This is a genomic window from Apibacter sp. B3919 (assembly GCF_026537405.1).
Taxonomy (GTDB): Bacteria; Bacteroidota; Bacteroidia; order Flavobacteriales; family Weeksellaceae; genus Apibacter.
Genome location: NZ_JAFNMG010000002.1, coordinates 531,376 through 556,628, shown reverse-complemented (window position 1 = coordinate 556,628; position 25,253 = coordinate 531,376). Strand labels below are relative to the sequence as shown.

Annotated in this window: 18 protein-coding genes and 1 pseudogene; 4 read left to right on the top strand and 15 right to left on the bottom strand. The window is 31.3% G+C overall.

The genetic code is table 11. The features are described 5' to 3' along the window. Positions 1-68: 68 nt before the first annotated feature. The 4 genes from J3U20_RS05795 to J3U20_RS05780 all read right to left on the bottom strand — a co-directional run bounded on the left by J3U20_RS05795 (position 69) and on the right by J3U20_RS05780 (position 6,557). Positions 69-884 (bottom strand): histidine phosphatase family protein, encoded by an 816-nt coding sequence (locus J3U20_RS05795; RefSeq protein WP_160542002.1) that lies wholly within the window; start codon positions 882-884, stop codon positions 69-71. A 19-nt stretch (positions 885-903) separates the two neighbouring features. Continuing rightward, positions 904-1,851, bottom strand: coding sequence for an endonuclease/exonuclease/phosphatase family protein (locus J3U20_RS05790; protein ID WP_160542001.1), 948 nt, complete (start codon positions 1,849-1,851; stop codon positions 904-906). A gap of 10 nt (positions 1,852-1,861) precedes the next feature. Then, complete coding sequence (locus tag J3U20_RS05785; protein ID WP_160542000.1) at positions 1,862-4,123, bottom strand: TonB-dependent receptor; 2,262 nt, start codon at positions 4,121-4,123, stop codon at positions 1,862-1,864. 106 nt (positions 4,124-4,229) lie between these two features. Next, positions 4,230-6,557 carry a glycoside hydrolase family 3 protein gene (locus tag J3U20_RS05780; RefSeq protein WP_160541999.1) on the bottom strand — a complete coding sequence of 776 codons (2,328 nt, stop codon included), beginning with the start codon at positions 6,555-6,557 and terminating at the stop codon, positions 4,230-4,232. Between the two features lie 640 nt (positions 6,558-7,197). Between J3U20_RS05780 and J3U20_RS05775 the strand changes: the two genes are divergently transcribed. After that, positions 7,198-8,058 carry an N-acetylglucosamine kinase gene (locus tag J3U20_RS05775; RefSeq protein WP_160541998.1) on the top strand — a complete coding sequence of 287 codons (861 nt, stop codon included), beginning with the start codon at positions 7,198-7,200 and terminating at the stop codon, positions 8,056-8,058. Positions 8,059-8,168: 110 nt separating this feature from the next. Further along, a complete protein-coding gene (locus J3U20_RS05770; RefSeq protein WP_160541997.1) occupies positions 8,169-8,963 on the top strand; it encodes an SDR family NAD(P)-dependent oxidoreductase in 795 nt (264 codons plus the stop codon). Between the two features lie 46 nt (positions 8,964-9,009). Here J3U20_RS05770 and J3U20_RS05765 read toward each other — a convergent pair whose 3' ends face one another. The 10 genes and pseudogenes from J3U20_RS05765 to J3U20_RS10090 form a co-directional block, all read right to left on the bottom strand. Then, entirely contained in the window at positions 9,010-9,531 is a 522-nt protein-coding gene (locus J3U20_RS05765; RefSeq protein WP_185149979.1) for a Dps family protein, read from the bottom strand. A gap of 49 nt (positions 9,532-9,580) precedes the next feature. Then, the gene (locus J3U20_RS05760; protein ID WP_185150282.1) at positions 9,581-9,994 is read right to left on the bottom strand and encodes a hypothetical protein; all 414 of its coding nucleotides are present in this window, start codon (positions 9,992-9,994) and stop codon (positions 9,581-9,583) included. A gap of 210 nt (positions 9,995-10,204) precedes the next feature. After that, entirely contained in the window at positions 10,205-11,854 is a 1,650-nt protein-coding gene (gene pgi, locus J3U20_RS05755) for a glucose-6-phosphate isomerase (RefSeq protein WP_160541996.1), read from the bottom strand. 116 nt (positions 11,855-11,970) lie between these two features. Further along, positions 11,971-12,615, bottom strand: a complete 645-nt coding sequence (locus J3U20_RS05750; RefSeq protein WP_160541995.1) for a hypothetical protein — start codon at positions 12,613-12,615, stop codon at positions 11,971-11,973. Positions 12,616-12,674: 59 nt separating this feature from the next. After that, positions 12,675-13,286, bottom strand: coding sequence for an outer membrane beta-barrel protein (locus tag J3U20_RS05745; RefSeq protein ID WP_160541994.1), 612 nt, complete (start codon positions 13,284-13,286; stop codon positions 12,675-12,677). Between the two features lie 1,220 nt (positions 13,287-14,506). Next, positions 14,507-16,420 carry a molecular chaperone DnaK gene (gene dnaK / locus J3U20_RS05740; protein ID WP_160541993.1) on the bottom strand — a complete coding sequence of 638 codons (1,914 nt, stop codon included), beginning with the start codon at positions 16,418-16,420 and terminating at the stop codon, positions 14,507-14,509. 274 nt (positions 16,421-16,694) lie between these two features. After that, the gene (locus J3U20_RS05735) at positions 16,695-17,930 is read right to left on the bottom strand and encodes a M20 family metallo-hydrolase (protein WP_160541992.1); all 1,236 of its coding nucleotides are present in this window, start codon (positions 17,928-17,930) and stop codon (positions 16,695-16,697) included. Then, a complete protein-coding gene (locus J3U20_RS05730; protein ID WP_160541991.1) occupies positions 17,923-18,423 on the bottom strand; it encodes an L-2-amino-thiazoline-4-carboxylic acid hydrolase in 501 nt (166 codons plus the stop codon). The genes J3U20_RS05735 and J3U20_RS05730 overlap by 8 nt, the downstream gene beginning before the upstream one ends. A gap of 23 nt (positions 18,424-18,446) precedes the next feature. Next, a complete protein-coding gene (locus J3U20_RS10095) occupies positions 18,447-19,232 on the bottom strand; it encodes an amino acid ABC transporter ATP-binding protein (protein ID WP_267434726.1) in 786 nt (261 codons plus the stop codon). 87 nt (positions 19,233-19,319) lie between these two features. Then, positions 19,320-20,777: pseudogene (locus tag J3U20_RS10090) on the bottom strand (ABC transporter substrate-binding protein/permease); the annotation flags it as partial. A gap of 395 nt (positions 20,778-21,172) precedes the next feature. Here J3U20_RS10090 and J3U20_RS05715 point away from each other — a divergent pair. Next, complete coding sequence (locus J3U20_RS05715; protein ID WP_160541989.1) at positions 21,173-21,985, top strand: M12 family metallopeptidase; 813 nt, start codon at positions 21,173-21,175, stop codon at positions 21,983-21,985. A 96-nt stretch (positions 21,986-22,081) separates the two neighbouring features. After that, a complete protein-coding gene (locus tag J3U20_RS05710; RefSeq protein WP_160541988.1) occupies positions 22,082-23,362 on the top strand; it encodes a matrixin family metalloprotease in 1,281 nt (426 codons plus the stop codon). Between the two features lie 83 nt (positions 23,363-23,445). Here the strand turns inward: J3U20_RS05710 and J3U20_RS05705 are convergent, their stop codons facing one another. Next, positions 23,446-25,038 carry a peptide chain release factor 3 gene (locus J3U20_RS05705; protein ID WP_160541987.1) on the bottom strand — a complete coding sequence of 531 codons (1,593 nt, stop codon included), beginning with the start codon at positions 25,036-25,038 and terminating at the stop codon, positions 23,446-23,448. Positions 25,039-25,253: the final 215 nt, after the last annotated feature.

The window sequence follows — 25,253 nt, the reverse complement described above, 5'->3', positions numbered from 1 at the left end:
ACATCTTATTCAATTATTTAGAATGCAGTAAATTTTAATTGATCTTTAACTTCTTATTTGATTTATTTTTATTTGCCTAATACCTTTTTTCCTTTTTCCACATAACTCATATCTCCAAAAGATTCAATCGTAAACTTTCCGTCTTTGTAGATTACCTTGGAAACTGCTGCATTTCCCATATGTGTACCTGTTATTTTTTTACCGCTACTGTCTAAATCTGAAAGAAAAACGCTAATTGCCATTCCATGAGCGACTAATAATATGTTTCCTCCTCCTGATAAAGCCTCTTTTTCTGCTATTTCACGAATGGCTTTCTGTCCTCTCGCTTTAACATCTTCATAATTTTCTCCTATTCCTAAGGTTTCTAACGTTTTAAATGTGTTCATGGCTTTCTTTAATATTTCAGGATTTTTTGCCATATCGGCAAAAAGTTCTTTTGATGATTTATAGTGTAAGTAGAGAGCCGCATCCCCCCACATTTTCGAGTTTAAATCACCTTCGTAGCTACCAAAATTGGTTTCCCTTAGTTGAGGTACTTCTGTTATTGCTAATTTTTCTTGACCTTTAGTATCTAAGACTATACGAGCTGTTTGTCTGGCCCGTCCTAAGTCACTGGAATAAGCTGCTTTAAAATTTACATCTTTAATTCCTTCCCCTAGAAACTTAGCCACTTCCACTCCTTCGGGTGTTAAAGGGGTGTCTGCCCAACCTTGCACTCTATCCATGGTATTCAATATAGTCTTACCATGGCGGGTAACATATAAGATTACCGTCTTATCTTGTTTCGATGCTTTTTTATTTTGCCCATAAACTTGTGGGTTAATTGATACGGTCAATAGCATGAAAACTATCAACTTAACGTTTAGTAGTACAGAGTTTTTCATTTATTTACATTTTATTTATTTAATTATTAAAATACAACACCACCGGATAATGATCTGAATAGAGATCAGTAAATTCATCTTTGATTACATCACATTTTATAAGATCTTTTTTCATATTTCCGCTAACATAGAGATAATCATATCTTACCGAAGATTTAGATTGATCATAAAATAATTTTGTTGGCGCGGTCGCTTCAAATTCAGGATGGAATAAACGAAGTGCATCTATAAATCCAAAATCAAGTATTTTTTGCTGGATAGTATAATCTAACTCGTTGTCTTTACCTAAATTCAAATTATACGGTCTTTTCTTTCTGTCTTCCCGTATAAAATTTCTGAGTTTATTATCTTTATATGCACTTTTATCCAATGGAGAAACTGAATTTAAATCCCCCATAAACAACCATTTATCATTAGATGGTTTGGATTGGATGGTAGCTAAAATTTGATCCACTTCATAACCTCTTTTCTCAGATGAAAATGGGTGAAAATGAGTAACTATAAAATGATATCCTTCAATTTCAGCTTCTATATATCCATGAATATTATTATCTAATACCCGATGAACATTTACAATCGGGTATTTTGAAGTTATGGCCACCGGAAAAGTTACAGAGCCATCGGTAGAAGGTTCTCTGACAATAACACAATAAGGGTGACCATAACTTTCAGCTAATTTTCTTAAATTTTTTGGATTCGCTCCTTCAGGGGCAAACTCATAAATTCCTGCAGTAAATCCATTCATTTCCTGCAAGGCCAAAATATCCGGATCTTGTTTACGAATCCATTCAGCAAATTTGGATTTATCTTTGGTTGAGTCCTGTTTCATTCCCCAGTATACATTATAGCTAATCAACTTTATTATTTTCTTTTTGGTAATGCCTTGTGCATGAATATGGCCTAAAGGAATTAGAAGAAATAAAAAGAAAACCAACCTATATTTAAAATAAATCCAATACTTGCTCATTTTTTATTTTTTAAAATTTAAACTTAGTTTTAAATTCCAGGGTAAAAGGTCGGATGTAAGTTCCTGCTACCGGTTTATTATAGTAAGGAGTTGGATCTATAGCTGTATTAGTTCCAGATATAGAGCCTTGTGCTCCACTTTGATTTAATAAGTTAACCGCACTTACTCCAAAACTCAGGTTACTGTTATATTTAAAATCTATACCCGCAAACGTTTCCCATCTTCCTGCAAAAAACAATGAATTCGTATAATTTGCATATTCTTTACTGAAATATCGCGCACTTCCCCAAAATTTAAATTTCTTCCAATTATAGCTTGGATCTAATTCTATTATGGTTTTTGAAACGCTTCTTGCTATATTCCCATCGTAATCATATTTTACATCATACGCTTCAAATTTGTAATTTTTGTATTCGGGATTTTGTAGGGTAAGTAACATATGAAATTGAAAATTTTTAAATGGTGTAACCAAAGCATCGGTTGTCCATCCTATAGTTTTAACGTCATAGCTAATAGTTTTTTTCATGTAATCAGTTGGATCTTTTGGATTGGTAAAAGTGGAATTATTCGTAAAATTACTTCTTTGAATGTAGGTAACTTTAGATACTACTCTTACCAAAGCATGGTTAAAGTATACTCCGAAAGAAGCTCCGGGTATTTTTGACTTTTTAATTCCCGGGTCGTCTGCACCTGCATAACTACTTAACTTTCCACCTAATTCTCCATAGGTTGCTTCTCCTTGAAGTCCAAATGAAGGCATGATTTTCCATAGTGCATTGACTGTAAAAGTTTTATTAATCCAATCTTTTTTAACTTTTGTTTTATTTCCGGATACCCAATTAGTCCCTGCTAATTTTCTGTCTTCCCCTTTATACCATTCTCCGTTAATATTTTGCCATTCTAATCTCACACCTCCTCCCACTTGTATTTTTTCGGAAGGCGTCCATTTTTCAGTACCATACACAGCCATTTTGTTTTCTCCACCGGTATAGTATTGCATAGCGCCGTTATGATTATATCCTCCGAATTCGTCTGAACCTTTTCTTGGCGTCCAAGTGCCGGTAAGTGGATCGTAATTTTCTTGAATTAACAGTGACGGATTTGGAGTCACTTCATGGTAATAGGAATAAGAAGCCGTATTATAATTGTTTATGTGGTAATACCATTCATTAAATCCAATATTCCAATTGTGTTTAGACGTTTTTTTGCTTAATTCCACGCGGCTCATATAAGTATTGAATGGAGCTCGGGGGGTGAAAAGCATTAAAACCGATTGTACTTTTCCATTATAAATGTTATCGGAACCTACATAACGGAAACGTGTCTTACCTTCAACCGGATTACTTATGGATGAATAGTACGGATTAAAATATCCGGATTCAGCATATTGATATCTAAAAATATAATCCAGCTTCATCCCATTTGTAAGGCTATTTTTTCCGATGATATCAAAAATATGATTTTCTCCTCCACTTCCTTTCATTATATCTCGAGTAGTATATTCTCCGGAAAGCGGATCTATATAATGCACCAATCCGGATTTTTCCAGATAGGAATCTCTGCCTAATTTGAATCCTTCTACAGCATCTACTTTTCCATTGGAACGATAGTAATAAGGATTTTGTTTAGTTGTTATTGCTTGTGAGCTGATAAATTTATATTGTACTCCAATTTCACCTTTTCCGTCATTATATTTTTTATTTATAAACACTTTATAAATTTGAGTTTTATCTAAAAATTGAGAAAAGGCTGATGTAAATGTTCCGGGATCCATGTTAGCATAAGCACTAACCGAATAATAAAATCCGTTTTTCATCGGTCCACTTACATTAAAGCTTCCTCTTAATAATCCGTAAGAATTGGTGACAAATTCACCTTTACCTTGCAATTTTTCTGTTCCTTTATTGGTATAAGTATTTACTGATACTCCCACATCCCCTACGCTTATAGCGGTCTTTGCAACATCTAATACGTCCATCTTTTCAAAACTGGAATCTGACCTCCAGGCCCTCACGGGCATTTGTACGACGTAGTCCATCACAACCGGTAACCCATTTTCTAAAATAGTAGTTCCTCCCACACTTGCCGGTAAACCAATGTTTACATTTCTTGGCCCGTTATCGGCTGAGGCATTTAACATCACGGATGTGTTCTGATCTTTTTTCAAATCTGTTTTAGTTTTTAAACTATCAGATTTATTCTCTTGTGCCTGTATCAAATTCATAGTAGAAACAATCATAAAAGCACTAAGAGACTTAACTGCTCTTCTCATACTTAATTAATCTTTTTGTGGTTTTAGTTTAATTATGACTTTATATTTTATATCATTATAATTTTGTTTTTTTTATTTATAGCATATCATTAATCAAAACTTATATTTATTTTTTTATTCCGTATTTTGCTGTCCTAGAATCTTTGATAACACCTTTCCAATCTAAACCAAAACCAAAATTATAGACATTCCCTTCGCTGTCTTGATGACATTCCATATCAAAAGGAATATCTTCTTTCTGTTTTTCAACCGTGTTCATATTTGCAGGCATTTGAAGGGGTAATAATCCGGAGGGTTCGTATTTCCCGGAAATAATATCCATTATGGCTTGTTCTCCAATTCCAAATCTTGCTATTATCCCATCCACTCTAGATTCAAATTCATTAAAAATCATAGGACGATTGATATTTACTACTACTATGACCGGTTTATTTCCCATTTGACTTTTAGTAGTTAATATGGTAGATAGATCGGATGAATTGGAAACGGTCACTGTTTTATCTTTATAACTTCGATCTTTAATTGAAGGATCTATTACGGGATCTCCTGCTGCTATACTGTGCTCACGAGCATTTGTAGCCGTATAACTGTTATATTGTAAGGAGATGGGAACGTATCCATTCCCTCCATTATTTCTATCGGCTATATCATATCCCCCTCCATCGTTGTTAGTTTGAGGGCTTGTAACAAAGACTATGGAAAAATCTGCTTTTTCAGGATCTTCTGTAACATGATAATATTTCTTAACTAACTCTATATTAACCGAATAATCTAATTTTGGTTCAGACCATTTTCCCCACCAATCTTTTATGGAAGGTTGATAGTTTTTTGGTATATATACCGTTTTTTTATCTTTTATAGGTAGTATATGTTTTTTATTTTTAAGCAATACCACTGATTTTATTTGTGCTTCATAACCCGCTTGCATAAATTCAGGATTTCCAACTGTTTTAACGCTTTGCTCAACGTTTAAATACGGATTTTCAAACAATCCCAGCCTGAAAATATTTTTTAATAATCGTATTCCTGATTGCTCAAAACGATTTCTCATATATTTATTCCCGTATTCCTTTACTCCCATTTTGTAGGCTTCTAATATGGGTTGCATAATATTGTTGCCTCCAAATTGATCCATTCCGGCCATTAAGGCAATATAATGTCTTTGAGCTATCGTTTTATTTTCCACTCCCCAAGGCTTACCTTTAAATTCATCCGGAGTTTTACCCTCATTGGCTGTTATCAGCCAATCTGTACATAATACCCCATCATACCCAAACTTATCTCTAAGTAAATCGGTAATGATATATTTATTGAAGCCATTTGCATAATTACTTCCGTCTTTTGATTGATTATATGAAATGGTGTAATAAGGCATAACTGCTGAAGCTTTGGAAGTTTTTCCATTGAGATTAAAAGCTCCGTTAACAAAAGGGCTCATGTGTGTATCAAAATTATTTCCTGGATATACTGCATATTTTCCAAACGCCCAATGTGCATCTCTACCGCCCTCTTCCGGTCCTCCACCCGGCCAATGTTTAACCATTGTATTAACACTTTTATATCCCCATCCGTCTGCAATTTCATCTTTACCAAAAGAAGTTTGGAAACCATCTATATAGGCCCTGGCCATATCTGTAGTTAGTTCCGGGCTTTCTCCAAATGTCATGTAGATTCTATACCATCGGGGTTCTGTTCCTAAATCTATTTGAGGAGATAAAGCTGTAGTTATTCCTAAAGCTCTATATTCTTGTGCTGCTATATTACCAAATTTTTGTACAAGTGACGGATCAAATGTTGCTCCTAAGCCTAACCCATCCGGCCAAAGTGATATGGCGCCTCCTGCTCCTGCATTAAATTCAGATTTTATATTTCCGGTAACTTGGTCAGAATGTCGGGGATCTGAACTTGTATTTCCCGGAATTCCTAATCCCAACCCCTCCACGTATGCTTGCATTTGATTATTCCATCGTGCTGCAACTTCAGGGCTTTGAACCGAAGTTATTAATATATGTCTTAAATTATCCTTTTGCAGAAATTTTTTCTGTGCGTCTGATAGTTCCCAAGGTTGTGCTCCACTGGCAGAAAAGATTTTTCCATTATAGGTTCCAGATGCAAATCCACTATCGTTTGAAGGTATAGCTTGATGATTACTATAAAGCATTAATCCTGCGATCTGTTCCAAGGACATTTTTTGAACTAAATCTTTAGCCCTTTCATCTGCGGATAATCTCCAATCTTCATATTTATCAAGTTTTCCGTTTCTATTAAGGTCTTTGAATTTCAAACCGTCAACAGTTATAATTTTTACACCTGATAATGGGGAATATCCTAAATTGACTCCATTTCCATTATCGATTAAAATAAATTCTTTTTGCTGCGCTTTTGAAAAAAAAAGAGACAAGATTGTTAAAGTAGTAAAAATCTTTCTTCTCATATATGTAGTTTTTAATTTATTTTTTATAAAAATTACTATAAACATGTAAGTTTAACGTGTTTATACAAATATAAATTAAATATCCTATTATAGTATAAATTATCAAAGAGACGTAAGCTCACCTTAAATAATTATATATTTAAATATATCATTATCATATAATTAACAATATTATAATTGATTAATATCATATTTAGAAATGACTAATTTTATCTAATATTAAGGTTAAAATGGTGATTTTGATACTAGGATATCTTACCATTTCATTGACTTATTTGAAGTAAATGTTAATTTTTTAACAAAATTTTAATTTCTCTATATTCTATTGGCAGAACAGGGTATCCATAAATTTAATACGTATAAATTAAATTTATTTTATTTTTTATACCTAATCGTATGATTTAAATCAACTATTGATAAATATTTACTGTTTCAATGATATCTTTTATTAATTTTAGTCTGTAAAGAGATAGTTAAACTATTTCAAACATTAGTATATATACTTATTAGTTGTAATAAATTGAGCACATTAACCATTACTAATAAGATAATTTTACCAACATTTATTGAATATTTATTTTTATTATAAATATTTTTATTTTGTACTTTTGAAACATAACTAAAATTAAAAACAAAAAATATGATTCTTCTAGCAGATTCAGGTGCTACTAAAGCCGATTGGATAGCCATTGATAATAATGGCAATCGTATATTCTCAACACAAACTAAAGGTTTAAGTCCCGAAGCCATAAATAAAGAGGAAATGATCAAAAGATTAAATGAACGTTTTGACATTTACCAAAATAAACCCGCTGTAAAAAAAATATTTTTTTATGGGGCAGGATGTGGAACTGATAATATGAAAGATATTGTAAGAAATGCTTTAACAGAATCTTTTCCTAATGCTGAAGAAATTGTGGTTGAAGAAGATACCTATGGAGCCGTTTATGCAACCACACCTCCGGGAACTCAAGCCATAGTATGTATCTTAGGTACCGGATCCAATTGCAGTTATTATGACGGTGAACTTTTACATCAAAAAGTTTTATCTCTAGGATATCTTTTAATGGATGATTGCAGCGGTAATAAATTAGGAGCAGATTTGATTCGTGCCTATAATTTCAAAACTCTTCCTCATGAATTATCAATAAAATTGTCGAAAGAATATAATATGGATATAGATTTTATAAAAGAAAATCTATACAAAAAACCTAATCCCAATGCTTATCTTGCCACATTTGCTAAATTTATTATTCAAAACAAAGATCATGAATTTATCCAGCAAATCATTGATAAACAAATTCAAACCTTTATCGATTTATATATAAAACAATACGATAATTGTACTCAAGTCCCAATCAATTTTAATGGTTCTATCGGTTTTTATTTAAAAGATGAATTAGAGAAAAAATTATCTGAAAATGGAATGAAATTAGGTATAGCTTTACGTAGACCTATTGATGGTCTGATTGACTATATCTGTACTCATAGACTTACTTAAAATTTGAATTTTAATTGGTTTAAAAGGAATGAGTATGTCATTCCTTTTTTCTTTTTGGGTAGCTAGATTTTAAAATTAATTTTATTTTTGTTTAGTATTAAACTATAAAAATGTCTAAAACAATTATAATTACAGGAACCTCATCCGGCGTGGGATTGGCATTGGGAAATTATTTATTTCAGAAGGGTTACAATGTATACGGTTTGAGTCGTTCAGTACCTAAAAATGCTAAATTTACTACTATTCCAACTGATATAACTAATGAAAAAGAAGTTGATGATGCATTAGATCAAATTCTTGCTAAAAATTCAACCATTGATCTGTTAATCAATAATGCAGGAAAAGGTATGGTCGGACCTGTTGAAAACGCTAAAAAAAATGAAATTATAAATTTATTTACCCTAAATATTGTAGCACCCTCTTATCTGATTTCAAAGGTTTTACCAATTATGCGTAAAAGTAATAAAGGTAAAATTTTTAATATATCATCGATTGGAAGTGAAATGGGTTTACCATTCAGAGGTTTTTATTCCGGTTCTAAATCTGCATTAGACATGATTACAGAATCGTTGCGTTATGAATTAAAAAATTCGGGAATTGAAGTATGTACAGTAAATTTAGGAGACATACGAACAGATATAGCAGCTCATAGGATTAAAAGTGATATTTCGGTTGACTATGCAAAAATTTTTGATAAGGTATATGATCATATGAATGCGGATGTTTCAAATGGTTTAGCCCCCGAAACTATTGCTCCCTTTATAGAAAAATTATTTACTCAAAAAAATAAATTAAAACCCCATTATTATTTTGGTACAACTATCCAAAAATTATCTATTTGGGTTAAAACCATAATTCCACAATTGTGGTTTGAAAAAATTATAGCTAAATATTCGGGTTTATAACAAAAAAAAACCTCTTTAAAAGAGGTTTTTTGTACTCAATTTATAATTATTTAGCTGAAGCACGTAGCATCCATGCCATAGATTCGTGCTGTTCCATAACTCCGGTTAAAAAATCACTGGTTCCATCATCTTTATTTTTGTCAGCAGTTGGTATGAATTCTGCTCGGATCAAACGGATGATCGTTTCATGATCCTGACATAATTCTACCAATATAGTCTTTTCATCATCCACTTCTTCCCCGTCATGTTCAAGTAGGTCTACTACAGCACTGAATTGTTTAAATGATCCCAACGCATAATGACCTAATTTCCTTATCCTTTCTGCCACTTCGTCAATAATTTCCGCTATTTCTTTATATTGCTCTTCTAATAATAAATGTATAGATCTGAAATGTGGACCTTCTACATTCCAATGAAATTTTCTGGTTTTCGTATAAAGAAAATATTCATTGGCTAACAATCTGTTTAGTGCATCGGACACTAATTGTTTATTTTCTTCACTAAGCCCTATGTTGGCTTCTATGTGCCTTACTTTTTCAGACACAGGTTTTTTGGTTTTTGTTTTCAAAATAAATTTATGTTATATAGGTTTTTCGTACTCTATAATAAATAATTGATTATTGTAACCTTTTCAATCTAAACAATAATTGTTGAATTGCTTCTTGATAATCATCAAAAATGGATAATGCATAGTCATCAACAAATAATTCTCTACCGTCTTGTAGTAACAGGTAAAAATTCTCACAATGTTTAATAATATCTTTAGGCGTAGGAGTTTCTTTGATAGTTACTTCAATATCTCCAAATTGAGCATAGGCTGTTTCAACCAAGCGGTCAATTACATCTAATACTGAATCAATAGCCTGATCTAAAGCAATATGTGTTGCATAACTTCCTTTGCCGGTTACTTGCCAATGATATAGTTTTAAACTGCTGTTATATGAAAAAATTTCACCAAAAAATTTACCTAATTTTTTGTTTTTTGAAGAGTCGTTGTAAGTGCTTTTCACTACGTTTTGTTCTTTGATCATAATTTTAAATTTTTAGTCTTCTATTTATTAATATTTGATTTGTACTTATAAAATGCAAATATCAGACCTAAAGCGTTTAACTCTATATTATTTTAAAAACCTATGATAAAGCTGTAATTTTTTTTATAGTAAACTGTAAACTTTTGATTTTTATGAATAAAAAAAGATCGTCTGATGAGACGATCTTTTTTTATTTAAACAGATATAAAATTATCTCATTTTTTTATAGGTATTTATCAGCCCATTAGTTGATGAATCATGTGTGGTTATTTCTTGATCTCCTGATAATTCAGGCAGCACTTTGTTGGCCAATTGTTTGCCTAATTCCACGCCCCATTGATCGAAACTGAAAATATTCCAGATAACTCCTTGTACAAATATTTTTTGCTCATATATAGCAATTAATTTTCCTAGTAATTTAGGTGTTAGAATTTTATACAAAAAGGAATTGGTTGGACGATTTCCTTCAAATATTTTATATGGTTTTAATTTATTAATTTCCTCTTCATTTTTGCCCTGATCTTTTAATTCTTTATAAACTACTTCTTCCGTTTTACCAAAAGCTAAAGCTTCTGTTTGAGCGAAAAAGTTGGATATAAGTTTTTCATGATGATCTGAGACTTTATTTAGTGTTTGGGCACCTGCAAAAAAATCACAAGGAATAAGTTTTGTTCCTTGATGTATCAATTGATAAAATGCATGTTGTCCATTGGTTCCCGGTTCTCCGAAAATTATTGGTCCGGTCTGATAATCAACTTTTTTACCGCTTCGGTCTGTATATTTACCATTGGATTCCATATCTCCTTGTTGAAAATAGGCTGCAAACCGGTGTAAATATTGTTCATAGGGAAGTAAAGCAACATCTTCCGCGCCAAAAAAGTTATTATACCAAATACCTAATAGGGCTAAAATTACCGGTATGTTTTTATTTAGTTCCGTATTTCTAAAATGTAAATCAATTTCATTTCCTCCTTCTAATAATTCGGTAAAATTGTCATATCCGACAGCTAAACATATGCTCAGTCCAATAGCTGACCAAATAGAATATCTTCCACCTACCCAATCCCAAAATTCAAACATATTGTCTTGGTTGATTCCAAATTTTGTTACGGCTTCTTGATTGGTTGATAGGGCGACAAAATGTTTAGCTACTTCAGATTCTAATTTTGCTGATTTTAAAAACCAATCCTTTGCTGTTTGAGCATTGGTCATAGTTTCTTGAGTAGTAAATGTTTTAGATGCCACAATAAACATTGTTGTTTCCGGATTTAACGGTTTCAATGTTTCTACTATGTGAGTTCCATCAATATTGGATACAAAATGTAAATTGAGTCTGGTTTTATAATATTTTAGCCCTTCTACAACCATTAAAGGTCCTAAGTCAGAACCACCAATACCAATATTAACCACATCAGTAATTACTTTTCCTGAAAACCCTTTCCATTCGCCCGAAATTACTGATTCAGAAAATTTTTGCATTTGCGAAAGGACTTTGTTTATCTTAGGCATTACATCTTCTCCATCAACTATAACCGGTGTATTTTTTCGATTTCTTAATGCTGTGTGTAAAACTGCTCTATTTTCTGTCTCATTAATTTTATCGCCACTAAATTGCTTTTCAATAGCTTCTTTAACTTGGGTTTCCTCAGCCAGTTGAATTAATAATTTCAATGTTTTTTCTTCTATTCTGTTCTTAGAATAATCAAAAAGAATATCATTAAATTGTATTGAAAATTTATCAAATCTTTGAGGATCTTCTTTAAACCATTGACGAAGGTGTTTATCTTTTATTTGGTCGTAATGTTCTTTTAATAATTGCCATGCGCGGGTTTCTGTTGGATTAATCTTAGATAATGCCATAATACTTTTATTAATTAGTAAATACTAGCAAATTTACTTATTTATCACATGTAATCAACAAAAAAACCTCTGAAATAAATCAGAGGTTTTTATATTATTTTTTTTAATTTATAAAATTAAAAACTGAATTTTTTAGTAACTCCTACGTGAATTGATTTTCCAAAAGTTAAGTCAAAATCTTTGCTTTTGTTATAATTTTTATAATCAAATTTCACGTTTTCTTTTGTGTCGCTCCATTCAACTCCTCCAAAAGAAACATTTAAACCAAAATTATTTTTAAAGTTTATAAATAAAGCAGGGGCAAAATCGATGTAATATCCGTAACCTCTAACTCTATTAGCCAGGATCATTTCAGACTCATTATAAATTGCATTTTTTGGAGCTAATCTGCTATCAGAACGATATTGTTGATATCCGGCCCCTAAATCTGCATATATACCAAAAGTTTCATTAAAAGGTTTATAATAACGAACAAATCCACCAATTCTACTTTCGTATGATTTATCTTGGATTTTTGTAATATGATTTCCATCATTGTAGGTATGTTTATCATAAGATAAACTGGTTTTAGCCCCTACAAACCAATTTTCAGCTACTTCATAAGCAATTATGGGAGTAAATGTTACATTATTGGTTTTTTCGTTATCAAAACCTGTTACTCTTTTAAAGCTAAAATCTGTACCCAAAAGGATAGAATTCTTTTGAGCTTGAGCTGACAACACGCTAAAAAGAGTAAGGGTTGCTATTATAATTTTTTTCATGCTTTTTCTTTTTAATTAGTTAGATAACTTGCATTAAATAATTTTCTATAATTATTTAATTATAGAGAAAAGTTTTTAGAAATACCAATATTGAAAGCATTTCCAAAAGTTATATCAACCCCGTTTGATTTGTATTTAGTTCCTTTTTGTTTTAAGTGGTTGTACTCAACTCCACCAATGCTAAAGTTCAATCCAAAATTATTTTTGAAGTTAATGAATAATGCCGGGTTAAATCCGATGTAAAATCCATTTGATTTATCTTCAAATTTTGATATAGCATTGTGTCCTTTGGTTTTTTGCTCTTGCCAACCTGCACCTAAATCAGCATAAACTGCAAAGGTTTCACTTAATGGTTGTGAGTAACGTATAAAACCTCCGATTCTTGAAGTTTTAGTATCTCCATCAAGTAGTTGTAAATCTTTAAGTGTTTTACTATCTAAATCCGCTTTTGTAAAAGCTACTTTTGCACCAATAGTTAAATTATCAGTAAATTGATATCCTAAATAAGGAGCCCATTCGTAAGTGTCCAATTTTTGTTTTCCTGAAGTTCCTCCAGTTTTGTTTTCGGTATGATTGTAACCTACATTACCTCCTAATAAAATACTGTTTTTTTGTGCATTCATAGTTGATAATCCAAAAACTACTGCTGCAAACAACACTAACTTTTTCATAATTTTCTTTTTTGTAAAATAATTTAATTCAAAAATTTATTTAATTTTCATTCTTCCACTTAAAACGTAGTAGAATCTAAATTTATCTAATTTCGTGTTAAAATTATACTAAATACCGTGCCAAAGTTAATATTATGTTAAAATAACATGTTATTTTCTATTGATTTATATCGGATCAATATACAAATAAATTAACTTTGCATAATTATTCGGTTATATTTTTATAAACGATATCTAAATTTAGCATGCAAATATAAATAAATACTCACTTATAAAGTAATTTGATACTTAATTTATTTTTTTTTTCATGCAAATTTTATGATTTCTTTTAAAATAATCTTAATTTTTTTATTAAAAATATTAATAAATAAAAATTCAAATTGATTTTTTTTAACAAATACTACCACCTTATTCATTGATTATATATCAAATTCAAATTTTAACATTTTTTTTATTTATTTGATTGATTTAATAATAAATAGGTTTTAATTACTTTGATTATTTATATTCTTAATTTCTCAAACCTTTTATTTACTATCAATTTATTTTATAATCATTAATTTTTAAGAATTCTTTCGAAATTATATACAATTTTATAACTATTCAATTTTTTTAAACGTACGATAAGCTAAAATAACATACCATATTATTATTTAAATAACCCAAATTAGCATTCAATTCACGTAACTGTTATGTGAACTATCAGTTTAATCTAAACCTATTCGTTCATAAATATAAGTAATAGTTAAGCACGTTGAGACTCATAAATTTTGTTTTTTTATATATGCTATAAATAATTTTTATTCGGCTTATTTAATAAATCTAGAATTTAATCTAACATTTCTAATGATTCATTAATAATAAGGCTATTGATTAAAATAATTTACATTTAACTAAATAAAGGCATATGCATGCCATGAGTCAAGGCATATGGATCTTTGTTTGTTTTAATCTTGGATATAATTTTAATAGTAAAGTATTATTGAACTTTAAAATCACATTTTCTACGTGATCAATAAAATGTTCGGTATATAAATTTCTGCCTTTTTATCAATAATTTCATTAGTTAATATAGAGAATGGTAAATATGCTTAATTAAATGAATTTTCTTGAATTAAAATTTAATTTGGAATAAGAATAAGATTTATATACATTTTCTAATAAAAAAAACCTCAGAATTAAAATTCTGAGGTTTTCCAATTATACTGTGTGTATTATTTTTATTTCACTTCTTCGAAATCTACATCTTCAACATTATCTCCTCCTTGATTAGAACCACTTGATGATCCTTCTCCTCCGCCTTGAGCTCCCGGATTTGCTCCTTCAGCTGTTTGACCGGATTTATATAAATCTTCTGAAGCGGAAGCCCATACAGCATTAATTTTTTCCATTGCTGTTTCAATTGCCGGAATGTCTTTGCTTTCATGTGCTTTTTTCAAATCTGCCAACGCATCTTCAATTGGTTGTTTTTTCTCTGCCGGTAATTTTTCTCCAAATTCTTTTAATTGCTTTTCTGTTTGGAAAATCATTGCATCCGCAGAATTTAATTTCTCAACTTCTTCTTTTCTCTTTTTATCTGCTTCAGCGTTAGCTTCTGCTTCTTTCTTCATTTTTTCAATTTCTGCTTCACTTAATCCGGAAGATGCTTGAATTTTTATGGATTGTTCTTTTCCGGTTCCTTTATCTTTAGCCGATACGCTTAAAATACCGTTAGCATCAATATCGAAGGTTACTTCAATTTGTGGAACTCCTCTTGGTGCCGGTGGTATATCCACTAAATCGAATTTTCCGATTTCTTTATTATCGTTGAACATAGGTCTTTCTCCTTGCCCTACTCTAATAGTAACTGCCGGTTGATTATCTGCTGCAGTTGAAAACGTTTCAGATTTTTTAGTTGGAATAGTGGTATTAGCATCAATTAATTTAGTAAATACACCTCCGTAAGTTTCAATTCCTAAGGAAAGCGGAGTAACATCTAATAATAAAACATCTTTTACATCTCCTGTTAATACACCTCCTTGAATTGCAGCTCCAATAGCAACCACTTCATCAGGATTCACACCTTTGGAAGGTTTTTTACCGAAAAATTTTTCAACTTCTTCTTGGATCACCGGTATACGTGTTGAACCTCCGACTAATAATACTTCATCAATATCTGAAGTTTTTAATCCTGCATCTTCTAATGCTTTTTTACAAGGTTCCATAGATCTTTTAACAAGATCGGCTGCTAATTGTTCAAATTTTGCTCTGGTTAACGTTTTTACCAAGTGTTTTGGACCGGAAGCTGTAGCGGTTATATATGGTAAATTAATCTCTGTTTGAGTAGATGAAGATAATTCTACTTTCGCTTTTTCAGCGGCTTCTTTCAATCTTTGTAATGCAATTGGATCTGCTTTTAAATCAACACCTTCTGCAGATTTGAATTCTTCTGCCAACCAATTAATTATTACATCATCAAAATCATCTCCTCCTAAGTGTGTATCTCCATTAGTTGATAATACTTCAAATACTCCGTCTCCTAAGTCAAGAATAGAAATATCAAAAGTACCTCCTCCTAAGTCATATACTGCAACTTTTTGGTCTTTATGAGCTTTATCTAATCCGTAAGCCAAGGCTGCTGCTGTAGGCTCATTTATAATTCTTTCTACTTTTAAACCGGCAATTTCACCTGCTTCTTTCGTTGCTTGTCTTTGCGCATCATTAAAATAAGCAGGAACTGTAATTACTGCTCGATCTACAGTTTCTCCTAAGAAATCTTCTGCTGTTTTCTTCATTTTTTGAAGAATCATAGCTGAAATTTCTTGCGGAGTATATAATCTTCCGTTAATATCTACTCTTGGAGTATCGGAATCACCTTTTACTACTTTATAAGGAACTCTTGAAATTTCACCAGCATCTGATGAAAATCTAGTACCCATAAATCTTTTTATGGAATATACGGTATTGTGTGGATTGGTTACTGCTTGTCTTTTAGCAGGGTCCCCCACTTTTATTTCTCCATCTTCCATAAAAGCAACTACGGATGGAGTAGTTCTTTTTCCTTCAGCATTAGTAATAACGGTAGGATCGCTACCTTCCATTACGGCTACACAAGAATTCGTTGTTCCTAAATCAATTCCTATAATTTTACTCATGTTTATATTTTTTCTTTAATTACTTATGGTTATTAATTATACTAAATACTACTATTACTTATATAATTGCTTATGCAATTTCAATGATTATGCCATGAAGCATTATATAAACATTTGTCATATTTAATTTTTTACAAGCTGACATATTGTCTAAGCATTTTTACTTCACCTTACGATTTAATCTAATTCCATCTACAATGTTAATTAAAAAGGTAGAACTTTAATGCTCTACCTTACCCATTTAATCTATTTAATCTATATATTGGTTTATTCTTTATCTTTTAGATAAATGTTTTACTGCATTTAATAAAACATTAGCACCGGCACTCATCCATTCCGGTCTAATTTCTTCCTTTTCATTATGACTTATTCCTTTAATACAAGGTATAAAAATCATGGAAGTCGGGGCTATTTTAGAAATATTACACGAGTCATGTCCGGCTCCTGAAACCATTGTTCTATGGGGATAATTTAAATTCTGAGCTACTTTGCGTACCACTTCAATGCAGGTTTTATCAAAAGGTAAGGGAGGAAAGGATAATATAGGGCGGATGCTATAGGTTAGATTTAATTTCTCAGCTATTTGATGTACTTTTTCAGACAATTGTTGATCCATCCTTTGTAGTCCTTTTTCTGAAGGATGTCTAAATTCAACTGAAAACCAAGCTTTATCGGAAATTACATTTCTTGAATTGGGTGTAATTTTTACCATTCCAACAGTTGCCCTGCCCTCCGGTTTTTCATTTTTTCCTATTGTGTTGACTTCAAGCACTGCCTCGGCGAGACCTAGTAAGGCATCTTGGCGTACTTCCATAGGAGTTGTTCCGGCATGAGAGGCCATCCCGGTGAATTCAACATCGTACCATTTTTGACCTAGAGCTCCGGTAACAATTCCTATTAATTCATTCTGGTTTTCTAATATCGGACCTTGCTCAATATGCAGTTCCAGTGAAGCATGGATTTTATAATTTGAAAAATTATCATTTCCAGCATATCCAATTCTTTCTAATTCTTGTTTAATAGTATTACCTTCACTATCTCTACACGACCAACCATCTTGTAAAGTAGTTAACCCTGAAAAAACGGCCGAACCTATCATGGCCGGAGCAAAACGTGAACCTTCTTCATTGGTCCAGCTTACAACATCTATGGGGCGATCAGTCTTTATATTATGGTCATTCAATGAGTAAACAACTTCCAGGGCTGCTAAAACCCCATAGATCCCGTCGTACTTACCTCCTAAGGGCTGACTATCTATGTGAGAACCTATAAGTACAGGACTCAAAAGGTTATCTTCACCGGGTCGTCTGGCGAAAATGTTCCCCATTGCATCTATTTTTATTGAACACCCGGCTTTCTTCGCCAGAGATACAAACAAATCACGAGCTTGTTTATCTAAATCTGTGAGCGTTAAACGATGTACCCCTCCATTTGGCGTACCTCCTATGGTAGCGAAATCGGCTAACCACGTTTGTAGTCTCTTTGAATTTATATGTAAGTTATCATTCATTGGAAATATCTGTTTTCCCTTTTTCTAGTTTATAATGAAAATCACAAAAACCGTCTCCGTTCATTATAGTATGGGGGCGGGTTAATTTTACATTTGGAGCATATCCTTCAATAAATTTAGCATCTCTGTTGCAGGAGAGTAAAAATCCAATTTCGCCCAATCCCATTTCATGATACATTTCTGCATATCGACATCTTTTCACGTTATAATCATATTGGTTCTCATTATTAACAACCACTTCAGTTTCAAGTGCATCATCTTTTTCCCATAAATATTGGAGAGCTACAAAGCTTTGTACTGAGGTTGGCCCATCTTCTTTTTGGGCAAAATCTTTTCCGGCCTGAATGGCTGCATTAGCTACGGCTTTTTCAATAATCGATTTTGCCTGTTCAAGTCCATACTCTCTCTTTAAAATATCGTATATAGGTTTTATTATTTCTGCTTCAATTTTTCGTCTTTGTAAAATACCTATTTCTTCTTTTTGATTCTTCATACTTGTATTTACTTATGTTTATTTTAAATAGTATAATCGATGGGAGCAACATTTCCAATGAATTTTAGTAATCTTTCATCCTTGGATTTTTTCATTTGTTGAGGTTCTTCATTGTATAAAATTTTTCCTGATTCCATAAAAACAATTCTATCTGATACTTCAAATGCGAATTTCATTTCATGAGTAACAATTATCATAGTCATGCCTTCATTAGATAATTCTTTAATAACTTTCAATACTTCTTGAACTAATTCGGGATCTAAAGCGGATGTCGGTTCATCAAATAACATAATGTCGGGCTGTATAGCCAATGCTCTTGCTATGGCTACCCGCTGTTGCTGCCCTCCTGATAATTGGTGAGGGTATTTATTGGCATGAACCAACATACCTACTTTATCTAACATTGCCAATGCATACATACGCAGCATCTGTTTATCTTTGTTTTTTTTATGATATAAAGGAGCCAACATAACATTTTCTAATACCGTTTTGTGTGGAAAAAGATTATACGATTGAAAAACCATACCTATCCTCATTTCCTGAAGTTTCTTTTTTGATTTATGAAATTTACTTTTATTTTTAAGTATAAGAGAAACTTCTCCCATTTCAATATCTCCTTCATCTATTGTTTCTAAACCGTTTATGGATCTTATTAAGGTACTTTTGCCGGATCCTGATGGACCTATAATACTGATTACTTTTCCCCAAGGAACGCTTAAACATATATTATTTAATACTAAAGTAGTTCCAAATGTTTTTGTTATATTTTTTAATTCTAAAGCGGTTGAACCTTTATTCGTATTTTTTATGTTCGAATATTCTCTTAATTTTTCAAAATCAACTTGTATTGAACTATCAATGTCTGTGCTTATTTTATGGACATCAAATTTTGCTTCAAATTTGTTAATAATCCATGTTACCAAAGTAACTATTAGTATATAATAGATAGCAACTGCTAACAGGGTTTCCATAACCAGAAAGTTACGTGTATACAATTGCTGTCCAACCATCAATATTTCGGTCAAGGAAATCACCGATACCAGTGAGGTTAACTTAACTATTGTTACGTATTGATTAGCGAGTGACGGTAAGGCTATCCTAAATGTTTGCGGGGCAACAATCAATCTCATGATTCCCCAGTAGGATAACCCCAGTGCTTTTCCAGCCTCATATTGTCCTTTGGGTATCGCTTGTAATGCTCCTCTATGTATTTCCGCTATATAGGCTGTTTCACTTAAAACTAAGGCTATTAAACCGGATATGAAAGGATTGGATAGTATTATCGAGCTTTGAGGCCAAATTTGAGGTAGATTATATATAAATATTAATAATACCAATAAAGGTAAACTCCTGAAAAACCAAATATAACCTTTGGAAATAGTTCTTATAAATGAATGAGAACTCTGTCCCATTAATGCTACTAAAAAGCCTAAAACTACTCCTATACACCAAGTTAATGTACTTAACTCGATTACAGTTAAACAAGCTTTCCAAAAATCTGTGTTAATAAATTGATTTTTAAAATATTTCCAATTGAAAATTGTATTCTTTTTTTGAGATGAAATCGATTCTTCTTCTATCTGATATTTATGTACTAATTCTTGACTTGGATAAGCCAAATTATATTTGTCCAATAACTGTTGATATTCTCCCGATTTTCTTAGTTCTTGGATAACTTGTGCGATTTTATTTTTTAAGGCTATGTTTTCATTTTTAAATGCTAAACCTATTAATACGGGATCTATCATTTCGTGTGTAGAAATTACCAATTTATCTCCTAATCTGTCAATTAACATTTTAGCTACTGCCGCATCTTCATATTGAACATCCACGCCTTTGGATAATAGCGCATGTGAAGCCTCGGGAGCACTGGGGTATTCTTTAACTTCAATTGCTTGTTTATTATTCTTAAAACAGAAATTCTTGGTAACATCATTTAATTTAGGAATCCATGCCGCCCCTTTCATGGAAGAAATTTTCTTTCCGCATAAGTCTTGTAAAGATAACGGTCGGTAGGATTCGTCTTTTCTAACAACTAATACACCTCCGGTTTGCAGATAGGGTAAAAATGAAACTTGTTGAGCTCGTTGCGGATTAATATACAATGCAGATGCTATAAGATCATAATGTCCTGCATTTAAGCCCATAATTATATTTTCTATTCTGGTATCTTTAAAGACTACTTTAAGATTTAATTTTTCCCCTATTAATCTCATTAAGTCAGGGTCAAAACCACTGGGAATTCCTTCTAAATAGGCATAGGGAGCATAAGTTAGGTCAATACCAACCGCTAATTCGCCTTTTTTTAGAGTTTGTGAATGATAAATCGTTGTACTAAATAGAAAGATTAGCACGTATACATATTTAGAAAGCAAAGTGTAAAATCGAAGATCTATTTTAAATAATTGGTTATTCACAAGCAATATTATTTTATTCAATATAAAAAACAACAAAGTTTAATTCCTATTAAACTGATAGGCAAACTTACTTATTATTTGAATTATAATAAACTTATTTTTTTATCTTTTTTATAAAATATAAATAATTAAATCTTTATTAAACTTCTGCTTTTTGCAGTATTTAAAATTTTATAAAAGACAATTGGTTAATCAAATATAATTACCATATAATAATTTAAAAATACAATTATATCACATAATCATAATATTATATACACTTTGAATTATAATTCAGAATATAAAATTAAATATTTTTTCCTATATTTGATAAATTTATAAATATTATGATTATGAAAAATTTTACTTTTTTTTTACTATTATTTTCATCTGCTTTCTTGGTTTCTTGTAATGAGGAATCATTAACTTCTGACATTTATCCTGAGAATAAATCCTCAGAAAATGAAAAATTTTGTGTAGATGTCTTTCTACCCGGAGATAATTTTCAGACCTCAGAATTGGATAAAGAAGTTTCCGGTTATGGTGTAACCACCATTATAAAAAAATGGAATCCCGGAGATACCATTAAAATCAAATTTTTAAATGGTTCATCGTATTTGCAAGATAAAGTCAGAAAATATGCAAGTGAATGGCTTCAGTTCGCTAATTTAACATTCAAATATGTTACTGCGGATCAATATGCCGATATTAAAATCAATTTTGATAACAGCGGAAAATCATGGTCTTATGTGGGCACCGATTCAAAATACATTTCTCAACAAAGTCCTTCTTTGAACTTTGGTTGGTTTACGGATTTTACTCCTGAAAATGAATTATCTAAAACAATTCTTCATGAATTTGGTCATGTTCTTGGATTACATCATGAACATCAAAACCCTAATTCAAATATAAAATGGAATAAACCGGTAGTATATGCTTATTTTGAAGGTGCACCTAATTATTGGAATAAGGACAAAGTGGATTTTGAAATTTTTTATAAATACAGCAAGGCATTAACTAATTATTCGGCTTTTGATAAACATTCTATCATGCTTATTTCATTTCCTGCTTCATTCACTTTAAATCATTGGCATAGTCAACCCAATTATAAATTATCTTCTACTGACAAGAAATTTATTGCTAAGCAATATCCAAAAAGTAAATAAATGTTAAAATCACTTTATATAACTTTAAGTATTTTATATAAAGTAATATTCTCAAACATTTATCCTGGATTTATAAAACCTTAAAAAATCTTGAATATGAAAAAATTTACGTATTTATTTTTATTAATTGTAAGCCTATTTGTATATATGGTTTCCTGTACTGAAGATTCATTAAATTCTGATATTGTACCGGACAAAAGTACAGCTCAAAAAGAACATTTTTGTTTAGATGCTTACTTACCTGATGACATTATTCAACCCCAAGATTCAACTCAAGAAGTTATTGCTAATGGAGTAATTAATAAATTTAATAAATGGAATACAGGACAAACTATAAAAATTAAATTTTTAAACGGAAACTCTTATTTACAGAATAAAGTAAAACAATTTGCCGGTGAATGGTTGAAATATGCTAATTTAAACTTTGAATATGTTCCTGCTTATCAATATGCTGATATAAAAATAAATTTTGATAATAGTGGTCAGTCTTGGTCTTATGTTGGAACAGATGCTAAATATATTACCCAACGTATTCCTACCATGAATTTCGGGTGGTTTACAGATTCAACTCCTGATTACGAGTTTTCAAGGACAATAATTCACGAATTCGGACATGCACTGGGTTTACAACATGAGCATCAAAGCCCCGCTGCTAATATTCAGTGGAATAGACAGAAAGTATATGAATATTATGCCGGAGAACCTAATTATTGGAACCAAGCGTATGTTGATAGTAATGTTTTAAATAAATATAATTCAACTACAACTAATTATTCTTCCTTTGACAGTCAATCAATCATGCTTTATTCTATTCCTGCATCTTTAACTTTAAATGGGTGGTCAAGCGGTTGGAATACCGCACTTTCCGAAATGGATAAAAGATTTATATCTGAACAGTATCCCGGCAGGTATACATATGTGGAAACAAAAAATTTCTACAGATATAATATAAACGGACAGCATTTTTATACATCAAATTATAATGAATTAGGAAATAAACATTTTGAGGGGATATTAGGAAAAATTTATGCTAATCAAGTGGAAGGATCTTATCCTATATACAGATATTATAATTTTCTAAACGGTGATCGTTTATCTACACTTGATTGGAACGAATTAAAAAACGGTGGACAAGGAGGATGGATTTTTGAAGGCATATCTGGTTATGCATTCAATACTCAAAAACCTAATACAATTCCGGTTTATCGTTTTTACAAATCATATAAAAAGAAATCGGATCATTTGCTCACTACCAACAAAAATGAACTTAAAATCTGGATATCCGAAGATGGTTCGTTAGTTTTAGGTAAAGGTAAAAGTTATATTCCCATTAATATATATAGATATGAAGGCATAGCATTTTATATTTTAAGATAATAGTAACAGATACTATTGTTCGTTAAAAAAAGAGAGCTAAATTTTTTTTAGCTCTCTTTTACAATGTTTTTTATATATTTTACCTAAAATTCATTCGTAAAATGAAGTTTTACCGATGGAAATTTTTCTTGAGTCATGGTTATACTAAATGCAGAATCAGCTAAGAAGACTAATTGCCCAAACTTATCTTTAGCTAATAATTTTTGTTTCACCCGCTTAAATTCTAAAAATTCCGATGATTTTTCATCCTCTGTTTCCACCCAGCATGCTTTATGTATATGAATTGGTTCATAACTGCATTTTGCTGAATATTCATGTTCTAAACGATATTGTATTACTTCAAATTGCAGCGCACCCACTGTTCCTATGATTTTCCTGTTATTCATTTCCAGCGTGAATAATTGTGCAACTCCTTCATCCATTAATTGATCAATACCTTTTGCCAACTGCTTAGTTTTCATAGGGTCTTCATTATTTATATAACGGAAATGTTCCGGTGAAAACGATGGAATTCCCTTGAAATTTAATTTTTCTCCTTCTGTTAAGGTGTCCCCGATCCTGAAATTACCGGTATCGTGCAAACCAACAATATCTCCTGGAAAACTTTCTTCCACAACTTCTTTTTTATCGGCAAAAAAAGCTGCAGGACTGCTAAATTTCATAGTTTTATTTTGCCGAACATGAAGGTAATTGGTATTTCGTTTAAAAGTTCCGGATACAATTTTCACAAAAGCTAAACGATCTCGGTGTTTAGGATCCATATTGGCATGAATTTTAAATACAAATCCCGTAAAACTCGTTTCTTCCGGTTTAACTAATCGTATATCGCTCATTTTAGGTAGCGGATTGGGTGCAATTTCAACGAATGCATCTAATAATTCCTGAACTCCAAAATTATTTAATGCGGAACCGAAAAAAACCGGCTGTAAGGTTCCGTTCAAATATTCTTCTTTTGAAAATTTTGGATAAACCGAGTGTATTAATTCTTGTTCATTCCTTAGATTTTCTGCTGCTTGGTCGCCAATAAGTTCATTTACTATTGGATCATTTATATCTTTAATCTCAATACTCTCTCCTACTTTTTGTTTTTTTTCTTCGGTGAAGAATTTAAAATTATTCTCCCACATATTAAAGATTCCTTGAAAATCTAATCCCATACCGATGGGCCAAGATAATGGTGTAACCCTTAATTGTAACTTTTGTTCAACTTCATCTAATAAATCAAATGCATCTTTACCCTCGCGATCGAGTTTATTGATAAATACCAACATAGGAATATTCCTCATTCTACAAACTTGAACCAATTTTTCGGTTTGTTCTTCAACTCCTTTGGCTACATCTATAACTACAATTACTGAATCTACGGCAGTTAGTGTTCTATAGGTATCTTCGGCAAAATCTTTATGCCCGGGTGTATCTAATATGTTTATTTTTTTTCCTTTATATTCAAAGGCTAATACGGAAGTAGCAACCGAAATACCTCTTTGTCTTTCAATCTCCATAAAATCTGAGGTTGCTCCTTTTTTGATTTTATTGCTTTTTACAGCTCCTGCTTCTTGAATCGCTCCACCAAATAAAAGTAATTTTTCTGTTAAGGTTGTTTTACCAGCATCCGGATGGGATATAATTCCAAAAGTTTTCCTTCTTTTAATTTCTTTTTCTAGAGTGGTTCCCATATATTATTAAATGTTTGCAAATATAAACTATTTAAAATTTCTAATTTTAATGTAACTGATTAGTTTTTTGTAGAATTTCTGTAATGAATAAGATAAATAATTAATAAAAATCCAATTCAAATTTTTTAGAAGAATATTAAAGTTTATTCATAAATATTTTTATTTAAAATAGTTTTAACTGAATTCTAAAAATATATTGATATCATTTTAAATGA

Coding starts and splice junctions, on each gene's coding strand:
- pgi (WP_160541996.1), bottom strand. CDS start 11,854: ATGGCATTATCTAAGATTAATCCAACAGAAACCCGCGCATGGCAATTA.
- J3U20_RS05705 (WP_160541987.1), bottom strand. CDS start 25,038: ATGGGAACCACTCTAGAAAAAGAAATTAAAAGAAGGAAAACTTTTGGA.
- J3U20_RS05780 (WP_160541999.1), bottom strand. CDS start 6,557: ATGAGAAGAAAGATTTTTACTACTTTAACAATCTTGTCTCTTTTTTTT.
- J3U20_RS05770 (WP_160541997.1), top strand. CDS start 8,169: ATGTCTAAAACAATTATAATTACAGGAACCTCATCCGGCGTGGGATTG.
- J3U20_RS05775 (WP_160541998.1), top strand. CDS start 7,198: ATGATTCTTCTAGCAGATTCAGGTGCTACTAAAGCCGATTGGATAGCC.
- J3U20_RS05745 (WP_160541994.1), bottom strand. CDS start 13,286: ATGAAAAAGTTAGTGTTGTTTGCAGCAGTAGTTTTTGGATTATCAACT.
- J3U20_RS05785 (WP_160542000.1), bottom strand. CDS start 4,123: ATGAGAAGAGCAGTTAAGTCTCTTAGTGCTTTTATGATTGTTTCTACT.
- J3U20_RS05710 (WP_160541988.1), top strand. CDS start 22,082: ATGAAAAAATTTACGTATTTATTTTTATTAATTGTAAGCCTATTTGTA.
- J3U20_RS05790 (WP_160542001.1), bottom strand. CDS start 1,851: ATGAGCAAGTATTGGATTTATTTTAAATATAGGTTGGTTTTCTTTTTA.
- J3U20_RS05735 (WP_160541992.1), bottom strand. CDS start 17,930: ATGAATGATAACTTACATATAAATTCAAAGAGACTACAAACGTGGTTA.
- J3U20_RS05715 (WP_160541989.1), top strand. CDS start 21,173: ATGAAAAATTTTACTTTTTTTTTACTATTATTTTCATCTGCTTTCTTG.
- J3U20_RS05750 (WP_160541995.1), bottom strand. CDS start 12,615: ATGAAAAAAATTATAATAGCAACCCTTACTCTTTTTAGCGTGTTGTCA.
- dnaK (WP_160541993.1), bottom strand. CDS start 16,420: ATGAGTAAAATTATAGGAATTGATTTAGGAACAACGAATTCTTGTGTA.
- J3U20_RS05730 (WP_160541991.1), bottom strand. CDS start 18,423: ATGAAGAATCAAAAAGAAGAAATAGGTATTTTACAAAGACGAAAAATT.
- J3U20_RS05760 (WP_185150282.1), bottom strand. CDS start 9,994: ATGATCAAAGAACAAAACGTAGTGAAAAGCACTTACAACGACTCTTCA.
- J3U20_RS05795 (WP_160542002.1), bottom strand. CDS start 884: ATGAAAAACTCTGTACTACTAAACGTTAAGTTGATAGTTTTCATGCTA.